The sequence below is a fragment of the Azospirillum brasilense genome (genome assembly GCF_003349955.1).
Taxonomy (GTDB): domain Bacteria; phylum Pseudomonadota; class Alphaproteobacteria; order Azospirillales; family Azospirillaceae; genus Azospirillum; species Azospirillum brasilense_B.
This window is the reverse complement of sequence record NZ_QLKQ01000074.1, coordinates 24,326-34,929: the sequence shown is the minus strand read 5'-3', so window position 1 is coordinate 34,929 and position 10,604 is coordinate 24,326. Positions and strand designations below refer to the sequence as shown.

General features: G+C 71.0%; 8 protein-coding genes. 1 reads left to right on the top strand and 7 read right to left on the bottom strand.

Going from position 1 to position 10,604, the window contains the following annotated elements:
* Positions 1-5: 5 nt before the first annotated feature.
* On the top strand, positions 6-491 hold the full coding sequence (locus DXK32_RS25695; RefSeq protein WP_348981604.1) for an endonuclease domain-containing protein: 486 nt from the start codon (positions 6-8) through the stop codon (positions 489-491).
* Between the two features lie 10 nt (positions 492-501).
* Here the strand turns inward: DXK32_RS25695 and prfA are convergent, their stop codons facing one another.
* The 7 genes from prfA to DXK32_RS25660 form a co-directional block, all read right to left on the bottom strand.
* A complete protein-coding gene (gene prfA / locus DXK32_RS25690) occupies positions 502-1,575 on the bottom strand; it encodes a peptide chain release factor 1 (protein ID WP_114861096.1) in 1,074 nt (357 codons plus the stop codon).
* A complete protein-coding gene (hemA, locus tag DXK32_RS25685; protein WP_114861095.1) occupies positions 1,550-2,896 on the bottom strand; it encodes a glutamyl-tRNA reductase in 1,347 nt (448 codons plus the stop codon). The genes prfA and hemA overlap by 26 nt, the downstream gene beginning before the upstream one ends.
* A 115-nt stretch (positions 2,897-3,011) precedes the next feature.
* Positions 3,012-4,160: a flavodoxin-dependent (E)-4-hydroxy-3-methylbut-2-enyl-diphosphate synthase gene (gene ispG, locus DXK32_RS25680; protein ID WP_114861094.1), complete on the bottom strand. Its 1,149-nt coding sequence runs from the start codon at positions 4,158-4,160 to the stop codon at positions 3,012-3,014.
* 132 nt (positions 4,161-4,292) lie between these two features.
* Positions 4,293-5,591, bottom strand: coding sequence for a helix-turn-helix domain-containing protein (locus DXK32_RS25675; protein WP_247877344.1), 1,299 nt, complete (start codon positions 5,589-5,591; stop codon positions 4,293-4,295).
* Between the two features lie 217 nt (positions 5,592-5,808).
* A complete protein-coding gene (gene ptsP / locus DXK32_RS25670) occupies positions 5,809-8,109 on the bottom strand; it encodes a phosphoenolpyruvate--protein phosphotransferase (protein WP_114861093.1) in 2,301 nt (766 codons plus the stop codon).
* A 1-nt stretch (position 8,110) separates the two neighbouring features.
* Complete coding sequence (locus tag DXK32_RS25665) at positions 8,111-9,214, bottom strand: NAD(P)H-dependent flavin oxidoreductase (protein WP_114861092.1); 1,104 nt, start codon at positions 9,212-9,214, stop codon at positions 8,111-8,113.
* Positions 9,215-9,239: 25 nt separating this feature from the next.
* Positions 9,240-10,475, bottom strand: coding sequence for an aspartate kinase (locus DXK32_RS25660; protein ID WP_035677976.1), 1,236 nt, complete (start codon positions 10,473-10,475; stop codon positions 9,240-9,242).
* Positions 10,476-10,604 lie beyond the last annotated feature (129 nt).

Here is a 10,604-nt window from a genome sequence, read left to right as displayed (position 1 = left end):
TCCCCATGCTCTGCATGGGTCCCCTCCCTCCCCCGCTGCGCAGGGGAGGGCGATCGGTGCGACGTCCTGTTCCCTCCCCTGCGCAGCGGGGGAGGGTTAGGGTGGGGGCCCGTGTCGCCACACAAACACCTATGCGGAACTCCAAGCTGAAATACCGCGCTCGCGACCTGCGCACTCAGCCCACCGATGCCGAACGAGCGCTTTGGCACCAATTGCGCAGTGAACAGCTCAGCGGATGGAAGTTTCGCCGTCAGCACCCCATTCCCCCCTACATCGCCGATTTCGCCTGCATCCAGGCCAAGCTGGTTGTCGAAGTCGACGGCGGCCAGCACGCCGACTCCGCCTACGACTCCACTCGGGACACCCATCTGCGGCACCATGGCTGGCGGGTCCTACGCTTCTGGAACAACGACGTGCTGAACAACCCGGAGGGGGTGGCGGCGACGATCCTCGCCGCCATCGGCGGGCCGAAACTTCCGGAGGAGGATTGACCAACCCGCCCTATTGCAGCTCCGACAGCCGGGCCGCCTCGTCCTCGGCCGTCAGGGCGTCGATCAGCTCGTCCAGCGCCTCGCCGGCCATCACCTTCTCGATCTTGTAGAGCGTCAGGTTGATGCGGTGGTCGGTCACGCGCCCTTGCGGGAAGTTGTAGGTGCGGATGCGCTCCGATCGGTCGCCGGAGCCCACCTGGCTCTTGCGGTCGGCGGCGCGGACCTTGTCCTTCTCGGCGCGCTCCCGCTCGTAGAGGCGGGCGCGCAACACCTTCAGCGCCTTGGCCTTGTTCTTGTGCTGGCTCTTCTCGTCCTGCTGGCTGACCACGAGGCCGGTCGGCAGGTGGGTGATGCGCACCGCGCTGTCTGTCGTGTTCACCGACTGGCCGCCGGGACCGCTGGAGCGGAACACGTCGATGCGCAGGTCCTTCTCGTCGATGTGGATGTCCACCTCCTCCGCCTCGGGCAGCACCGCGACGGTGGCGGCGGAGGTGTGGATGCGCCCCTGCGTCTCGGTCGCCGGGACGCGCTGCACGCGGTGGACGCCCGATTCGAACTTCAGCCGGGCGAACACGTTGCGGCCGGTGATGTTGGCGATGGCCTCCTTGTAGCCGCCGATGCCGGTCTCGCTGACCTCCATCGTCTCGAACCGCCAGCCCTGGAGCCCGGCGTAGCGGCGGTACATCTCGAACAGCTCCGCGGCGAACAGGGCCGCCTCGTCGCCGCCGGTGCCGGCGCGCACCTCCAGGATGGCGTTCTTCTCGTCCGCCTCGTCCTTGGGCAGCAGGGCGATCTGCACCCGGCGCTCCAAGGCGGGGATGCGGCGGGTGAGGTCGGCGAACTCCTCCTCGGCCAGCGCCTTCATGTCGGCGTCGCCCGCCGGGTCGGCGATCATGCCCGCCAAGTCGGCGGCCTCCGCCTTCGCCTTCTTCAACTCGGCGATGGCCTCGGCCACCGGGGTCAGGTCGGCGTATTCCTTCGACAGCCGGGCGAAGTCCGCCGGGTCCACCGTCCCCGCCGCCATCGCGTCCCGCAGCTCGTCATGGCGGGCCACGACCCTATTGAACTTCTCGTCCAGGCTCACGTCGCTCGTCCTTATCCAAATCGCTTCCGGCGCCCTGACCGGTGTCGGCCAGGCCGCCTCCGGCAGGCTCGTCGAGCCGGAACAGCCGGAACAGCAGCCGCTCCGCCGCCGCACGCTCCGCCAGACCGGCCCCGTCCGGGTCCGCCGCCATGGCGCGCAGCGCCTCGGACGGGCCGTGCAGCAGCCGGTTGACCAGCAGCCGCGTCGCCGACGCCGCGTCCAGCCCCCGCTGCTCGTCCAGCAGGCGCCGCCGCTCCGTCTCGAAATGCGTCCGCAGCGCCGCCACGGCGGGCACCGCGGCGCGCTCGGCCCGGTGGCGGGCGAAGGCCGCCAGGGCGTCGTCCACGATGGCCCAGGCCGCCTGGGTCGCCGCCTCGCGCCCCACCCGCCCCTGCAGCGCCACGCGCTCCAGGTCGGCGAGGTCGTAGACGAAGGCCTCGTCCAGCCCGGCGACGTCCGGATCGACGTCGGCGGGGATCGCCGCGTCGACCACGAAGACCGGGCGCCGGCGCCGGCGCTTCAACGCCGCCGCCAACTGCGGTGCGGAGAGGATATAGCGCCCCAGACCCGCCGCGGTCACCACGATATCCGCGCTGGTCAGCGCCGAATCGAGATCGGCCCAGGGCGCGAAGTGGCTGTCCATCCGCCGCGCCGCCGCTTCGGCCCGGCGATCCACCGGGGCGGCGACGGTCAGCCGGCCCAGCCCGGCCTCGCGCAGGCCCTCCAGCACCAGGGCGCCCATGTCGCCCAGCCCCATCAGCAGGCCGGTGCAGCGCTTCAGGTCGCCGTGCAGGTCGCGCGCCACCTGAACCGCCGCGGCGACCAGCGAGGTGGCGCCCTCGGCGATCGGCGTCTCGCGGCGCACCCGCTTGGCGGCTCCATAGGCGGCCTGGAGAAGCCCCTCCAGCTCCGGCCCGGACAGGCCGGCGGCGGCGGCGTGGCGGTGGGCGGCCTTGACCTGTCCCAGGATGTGCGGCTCGCCGACGATCTGGCTGTCGAGCGAGCAGGCGACGGCGAAGACGTGGCGCACCGCCGCCGGCCCGGTCAGGGTGTAGAGCTGCCCGGCGAGGTCGGGCTCGCTGAGCCCCACCCGCTCCGCCATGATGCCCGCGATGGTCAGAGCGGCCTCGTTCGGGCGCTCGTGCACCGCCTGGACCTCGACCCGGTCGCAGGTGCTGAGCCACATCGCCTGGGTGATGCCGGCCGCGCCCAGCCGCTCCAGCATCGCCGGCACCTCCGCCTCCTCCGTCGTCAGACGGTCGCGGATCGCGCCGGAGCAGGACCGATGGCTGGCGCCGATGACGAAATAGGAAGCGGTCACTCTGACTCTGGCCCAGGCCGCGGCACGGCCGACAAGGATGGTACGGTTGCCGCGGATTTAAGCACGGATGGCACGGAGCGTCCCTAGTTCAAATTGTCCGCCCGCGCCGGTTCCGTCACTCGGCGGCGTTTTCCGCCGCCTTTTCGGTGGCCTTCTCGGCGGCTTTGGCCGCTTCGATCTCGGCGGCCTTCTTCTCGACCAGCCCGACGAGGTGGTCGACGATGTTCTGGTCCTTCAGCCGGTGGTCGGTGACGCCGGACAGATAGACCTGATGGGTGTTGTTGCCGCCGCCGGTCAGGCCGATGTCGGTCTCGCGCGCCTCGCCGGGGCCGTTGACCACGCAGCCGATGACCGACAGGGTCAGCGGCGTGGTGATGTGGGCCAGCCGCGCCTCCAGCGTCTCCACCGTCTTGATGACGTTGAAGTTCTGCCGCGCGCAGCTCGGGCAGGAGATGACCGTGACGCCGCGCCGCCGCAGGCCCAGCGACTTCAGCATCTCGTAGCCGACCTGGACTTCCTCCGCCGGCTCGGCCGACAGGGAGACGCGGATGGTGTCGCCGATGCCCGACCACAGCAGCATGCCCAACCCGATGGACGACTTCACCGTCCCGGCGCGCAGGCCGCCGGCCTCGGTGATGCCGATGTGCAGCGGGTAGTCGCAGGCCTCGGCCAGCCCCTGGTAGGCGGCGACGGCGAGGAACACGTCGGACGCCTTCACCGAGATCTTGAACTCGGTGAAGTCATGATCCTCCAGGATCCTGGCGTGGTTGAGCGCGCTCTCGACCAGCGCCTCCGGGCAGGGCTCGCCGTACTTCTCCAGCAGGTCCTGCTCCAGCGAGCCGGCGTTGACGCCGATGCGCATGGAGCAGCCGTAGTCCTTGGCCGCCTTCACCACCTCGCGCACCCGCTCCGCCGAGCCGATGTTGCCGGGGTTGATGCGCAGGCAGGCCGCCCCGCTCTGCGCCGCCTCGATGGCGCGCTTGTAGTGGAAATGGATGTCCGCGACGATCGGCACCGAGACCTGCGGCACGATCCGCTTCAGCGCCAGCGCCGATTCCTGGTCGGGGCAGGAGACGCGCACGATGTCGGCGCCCACCCGCTCCGCCGCCTGGATCTGGGCGACCGTCGCCGCCACGTCGGCGGTCGGCGTGTTGGTCATCGTCTGCACCGAGATCGGCGCGTCGCCGCCGACGAGCACGTTGCCCACCCGGATCTGGCGGGACTTGCGGCGAAGGATCTGGCGGTAGGCGCGCACGCTGCTCATGGGCTGAGGCCTCGGGGCATGAATCGGGTCCGGCGCGTCTTATAGCGCAGCCGGCGTCACGCCTGAAGTGCGGTCCGCCGCGCCGGATTCAAGGGAAAAAGCCGTCGCCGCCTTGTCTTCGGCGGCCCGTCCTCAATGGGCGGCGCCGCGCAGCGTCGGGGCGTGCTGGTCCAGCGACACGTCGCGCAGCACCTGCCCGACCGCGCCCATCGGCGCGCCGTCCACCCCGTCGGTGACGACGATGAGCCCGCCGGCGTTGCCGGTGCGCACGCGGATGCCCGAGCGGTCGGGAACGCGGTAGACGTCGCCCGGCTTCAGCACGCGGGTGAAGATGATCTCGCCGTTGTTGTCGCGCACCTGGATCCAGCTGTCCTGCGTGGCCCGGAGCTGGATGCGCGAGGCGGCGTTCTGCGTGCCGTAGACCTTCGACGGCAGCGCCCCGTCCGCGGCCGGCGGCACCGCCGGGGCGACGGGCGGCAGGCTGGCGATGACCGGGGCGGCGGGGGTGAGCGGCGTCGGCTCCTGCGCGGCGCCTTCGGACTCGTCGTCCTCCGCCGGGGGCGGCGGGACATTCACCATGGCCGATGGGGCGGCCGACGGGGCGGCCGACGGGGTTGGAGCCGCCGTGGGAGCGGTCGGCTTGGCAGGGGCGGTCGGGGCCGGCTGGGCGACCACCGCCGCAGGGGCCGGGGCGGGCTTCGCCGGAGCCGAAGAGGCGGGAGTCTGGGCGGCCGGGACCGGAGCGGCAGGCGCCGACGGAGCAGGCGCCGCCGTGGACGCTCCACCCGCCGCCGGCGGGGCGGTCACCGGCGGAACCGCCGGGGCGGGCGGAGCCTCCGCCATCACGGTCGGGACGGACGCCGGGGCGGCGGGCGATTCGAGGGGAGCCGGCACCGACGCGGATTGCCCGCCACCGTTCTGGCTGGCGTTGAAGGGCAGCGTGTCGAGCAGCGAGACCAGCCGGTCGGGCAGGGTCGGAACCAGATCGACCATCGAGCGGTCGGTCGCCGACAGATAGTACCAGCCGCCATAGACGATGCCGGCCAGCACCATCGTGCCGAGCAGGACCGTGCCGCCGGGGATGCGGCCTTCCGGCACCGGGGTCGGGAAATAGAGCTGCTGGCTGCGCGTGCGGCCCGCCGCCTCGTCCTTGTAGCGGGTGAGGATGGTGTCCGGGTCGAGCCCCAGGCATTCCGCGTAGGAGCGCAGGAAGCCGGCGGCGTAGGTGGTGCCCGGCAGGTCCTCGAACCGGCCGGCCTCGATGGCCTGCAGGTAGGGGTAGCGGATGCGCAGCATCGTCGCGACCTCGCGCAGGTCGTAGCCGAGGCTCTCGCGCGTCTCGCGCAGGGTGTCGGACACGCTGGGGCCGGTCTGCGCCGGGCCGTCCTGCGCGGGGTCGTAGGAGCCGAAAACCTTGCGCTTGGCCATCATCTCAACCGTACCGTCGCCTCGGATGACTTGTGGTCGCACCCCCGGCATGGGTACGCCAGCCGCGTGGGCGGCGCAACCGGGAAAGACCGTGATCCTGCCATCTTGTATACGCCCTTCGCCCGAACCGCTGTAACAAAACGCCGCCGCGGCGGGCGGCGGCGCCGGATATGGCTCCGGGGTGGAGCAAGCGGGGGCGGCGGCGGCCTCGGGCGCGGCTTCAGATGATGACGCCGTGGTCCTTGGCGAAGCTGCGCAGCTTGTCGCGCAGGCTGTGGTCGCCGCGCAGGTAGAGCCCGTTCATGTACTGGCGCAGCGCCGCCACGTCGAGCGAGCGCAGCATCGTCTTCACCGGCCCGACCGAGGGCGGCGACATCGACAGGGTGCGGAAGCCGATGCCGATCAGCGCCATGGCGTCGAGCGGCCGGCCGGCCATCTCGCCGCAGATGCTGACCGGGACGTTGGCGTCGCCGCAGGCCTCGACCAGCCGCCGCAGCAGGCTCATCATGGCCGGCGACAGCGGGTCGTAGCGGCCGGAGGTGCGCGGGTTGCCGCGGTCGCTGGCGAAGATGTACTGGGTCAGGTCGTTGGAGCCGACCGACAGGAAATCCACCCGCGGCAGCAGGGCGGGCAACTGCCAGAGCAGCGCCGGCACCTCGATCATCGTGCCGACGCGCACGCGGCTCGGCGGTTCGCCGCCCTGGCTCTCCAGCCGCGTGATCTCCAGGTCGAGCAGGCGGCGGGCGGCGTCGAACTCCGCCACCTCGGCGATCATCGGGAACATCACCGACAGCGGACGCCCGGCGGACGCCCGCAACAGGGCGCGCAGCTGCTGGCGCAGCAGCGACGGATGGTCCAGCCCGATGCGGATGGCCCGCCAACCCAGCGCCGGATTCTCCTCCCCCTCGCTGGCCGCGATGTAGGGCAGCATCTTGTCGCCGCCGACGTCGAGCGTGCGGAAGACCACCGGCTTGTCGTCGGTCTGGTCGAGGATGCGCGAATAGAGGTCGGTCTGCGCGTGGACGTCCGGGTAGGTGGAGCGCACCATGAAGGGGATTTCGGTGCGGTAGAGGCCGATCCCCTCCGCCCCGCTGGCCTTCAGGTGCGGCAGGTCGATCAGCAGGCCGCAGTTCAACTGGATGGAGATCGGCACCCCGTCCCGCGTCACCGAGGGCAGCGCGCGGATCGCCTCGTACATCTGCTCCTTGCGGGCGCGCAGGGCGACGGCCTCGGCGAAGGCCATCTGGATGTCCTCCGCCGGGCGGACGAAGGCCTGCCCGTGGTCACCGTCGACGATCACCGGGTCCAGCGGCTCGATCCGGTTCAGCGCGTCGGGCGCCTGCACCACCGGGATGTTCAGCGCGCGGGCCACGATGCAGACGTGGCTGGACGGCGACCCTTCCTCCAGGATCACGCCGCGCAGGCGGCGCTGGTCGTAGTCGAGAAGCTCCGCCGGCCCCATGGAGCGCGCGACCAGGACGATGTCCTCCGGCAGCGTGCCGCCGTCCGCCTCCGACTTGCGCCCGGCGAGGTGCTGGAGCAGCCGGTTGGTCAGGTCCTCCAGATCGAGCAGCCGCTCGCGGATGTAGGGGTCGGTCAGGTGGCTCATGCGGGCGCGGGTGTCGTTCTGCACCTGCTGCACGGCACCTTCCGCCGTCAGACCCATGCGGATCGCCTCGCGGATGCGCGACAGCCACCCGCGGTCCTCCGCGAACATGCGGTAGGTTTCCAGGATGTCCTTGGGCTCGCTCAGGCCCGCCAGCGCCGCCGCGTTCAGCAGGTCGTCGATCGCGCTGTGCATGGTGGCGATGGCGGCGTTCAGCCGCGCCAGCTCGCTCTCCGCGTCCTCGGAGACCATCTGGCGGATGGTCAGTTGCGGGCGGTGGATCACCGCCAGCCCCATCGCCAGGCCGCTGGCCAGCGAGGTGCCCGACAGGCGCGCCGGCAGCAGCGCCGGGTCGCCGGTGGAGGCGACCTCCTGCGGGTTGACCAGTTCGCCCTGGGCGACCAGCTCGGCCACCACCATGGCGATGGTCTGGAGCGTCTCGACCTCGACCTCGGTGTAGCGGCGGCGGTCCTTGTGCTGGATGACCAGGACGCCGCGGACCTTGCCGCCGCGCAGGATCGGCACGCCGGCCAGCGACAGGAACGGGTCCTCCCCGGTTTCCGGGCGGTAGGCGAAGCTGGGGTGCGACGGCGCGTTGTCCAGCGCGATGGGCCGGGCGTGGCCGGCGATGTCGCCGACGATGCCCTCGCCCACGCGCAGGCGGGTGTTGTGCACGGCGTCCTGGTTCAGGCCGAGCGTGGAGAACAGCTCCAGCACCTCGCCCGCCCGCATGACGTAGCAGGAGCAGACGTCCGCCCCCATCTCCATGCCGATCAGCGTGACGATCTTGTCCAGCCGCTCCTGGCCGGAGCCGGTGCCCGCCATGACGTCGCGCAGCCGCGCCAGCAGACGGCGCGAGGCGGCGCCGTCGAAGCCCGGCGAGCCGGCGGGAATATCGCCCACGACGCCGTTCATCTCACGCCGCCCCCAGGATGGCCGGCTGCTCGCCCGCCTCGGGCGACCGGTCGGAGGACGATGGGCAGCGGGCGGCCAGCGCCGCTTCGGCCTGGGCGATCAGGTCGCCGATGATCTCGGCCACCGGCTGCTCGCGCGTGACCAGCCCGACGCTCTGCCCGGCCATCAGCGAGCCGCTCTCCACGTCGCCGTCGATCACCGCGCGGCGCAGCGCGCCGGCCCAGAAATGCTCGATCTCCAGGATGCCGGCGTCGCGCGTCGTCTCGCCGCGGTCCACGCGGCCGATGACCTCGCGCTGAAGCTCCATGAAGCGCTTGGACCCGGCGTTCGCCAGCGCCCGCACCGGGATCACCGGAAAGCGCGGGTCGATCTGCACCGACGCCTGGGCGTCGCGCGCCGAGGCCTTGATGAAGACCTGCTTGAAGCGCGGGTGCGCGATGGACTCGGTGGCGCAGACGAAGCGGGTGCCGATCTGCACGCCCGCCGCCCCCTGCTCCAGATAGGACAGGATGGCTTCGCCGCGCCCGATGCCGCCGGCCACGAAGACCGGGACCTCGCGCAGGTCGGGCAGGATCTCCTGCGCCAGGACGGTGGTCGAGACGGGGCCGATGTGGCCGCCGGCTTCCGTGCCCTCGATCACCAGGGCATCGATGCCGATCTTGACCATCCGCTTGCCGCTGACCAGCGTCGGGGCGAAGGCCATGGCGCGGGCGCCGCCGTCCTTGATGCGCTTGATGGTGGCGCCGCTGGGGAAGCCCCCGGCGATCACCACATGGCTCACCGCCAGCTCCCGGCAGACGTCGATCAGACGGTCGAGGTCCGGGTGCATGTTGATGAGGTTGACGCCGAAGGGCTTCGCGGTCAGCGCCCGCGTGGCGGCGATCTCCGCCGCCAGCAGGTCCGGCGGCATCGAGCCGCAGGCAAGAACGCCGAAGCCCCCGGCGTTGGAGATGGCGGAGACGAGGTGGCGCTCCGACACCCAGCTCATCGCACCGCCCATGATGGCGGTGCGCGTGCCGAGGAAGGCGCAGCCACGCTCCCACAGCCGGTCGAGTCGGGCGCCTGCGACCACGTCGGACCTGGAGTCGGACCTGGCGTCGGTCATCGCCGCCCCTCCCCCTTCACCCGGCTCAGGCCGCGTCCAGCCCGTAGGCGGTGTGCAGCGCGCGCAGCGCCAGCTCCGCATACTCCTCGGCGATCAGGACGGAGATCTTGATCTCGGAGGTGGAGATGACCTGGATGTTGATGCCCTTGTCGGCCAGCGCCTTGAACATGCGCTGCGCGACGCCGGCGTGGCTGCGCATGCCGACGCCGATCACCGACACCTTCACCACGTTGGCGTCGGAGACGATGCGCTTGTAGTTCAGCTCGGCCTGGGCGTCCTCCAGCACCTTGACGGCGCGGGCGATGTCGGCCTTGCCGACCGTGAAGGTCATGTCGGTGGACTTGCCATCTTCCGACACGTTCTGGACGATCATGTCGACATTGACGGCGGCGTCGGTCAGCGGACCGAAGATGCTGGCCGCCACGCCCGGACGGTCGGCGACGCCGATGAGGGTGATCTTCGCCTCGTCGCGGCTGTAGGCGATGCCGCTCACAACTTCCTTTTCCACGATCTCGTCCTCGTCAACAACAAGGGTACCGGGAAGCGCGCTGCCGGCGGCCTCCTCGAAGCTCGACAGAACCTGCACGCGCACGCGGTGGTTCATCGCCATCTCGACCGAGCGGGTCTGCAGGACCTTCGCCCCCTGCGACGCCAGCTCCAGCATCTCCTCGTAGGTGATCTTGGAGAGCTTGCGCGCCTTGGTGACGATGCGCGGGTCGGTGGTGTAGACGCCGTCCACATCGGTGTAGATGTCGCAGCGGTCGGCCTTCAGCGCCGCCGCCAGGGCGACCGCCGAGGTGTCGGAGCCGCCGCGGCCCAGCGTGGTGATGCGCCCGCTCTCGGTCACGCCCTGGAAGCCGGCGATCACGGCGACCTCGCCGGTGTTCATCCGCTTGTCCAGCTCCGCCGTGTCGATGGACACGATGCGCGCCTTGCCGTGCGTCTCGTCGCTGTAGATGGGAATCTGCCAGCCGAGCCAGGACCGCGCCTGGATGCCGAGCGACTGCAGCGCGATGGCGAGGAGACCGGAGGTCACCTGCTCGCCCGAAGCGACGATGGCGTCGTACTCGCGCGCGTCGTGCAGCTTGTCGATGTCGTTGCAGTATTTCACGAGCTGGTTGGTCACGCCGGACATCGCCGACACGACGACGGCGACCTGATGCCCCGCCTTGACTTCCTGCTCGACCTTTCGGGCCACGTTCTTGATGCGGTCGATGTCGCCGACCGACGTGCCGCCGAACTTGAGGACGATCCGCGCCATACCTCACACCATGTCTGGGCCGGCACAAAAGCCGGCAGTCCGCGCCCCCGCTCTACCGTTGCCGGCGCGGGGCGGCGTATCCATACTCTGTCGCTCACAGCGAGGCAAGTTCGCCCCGCAATTGTTCTC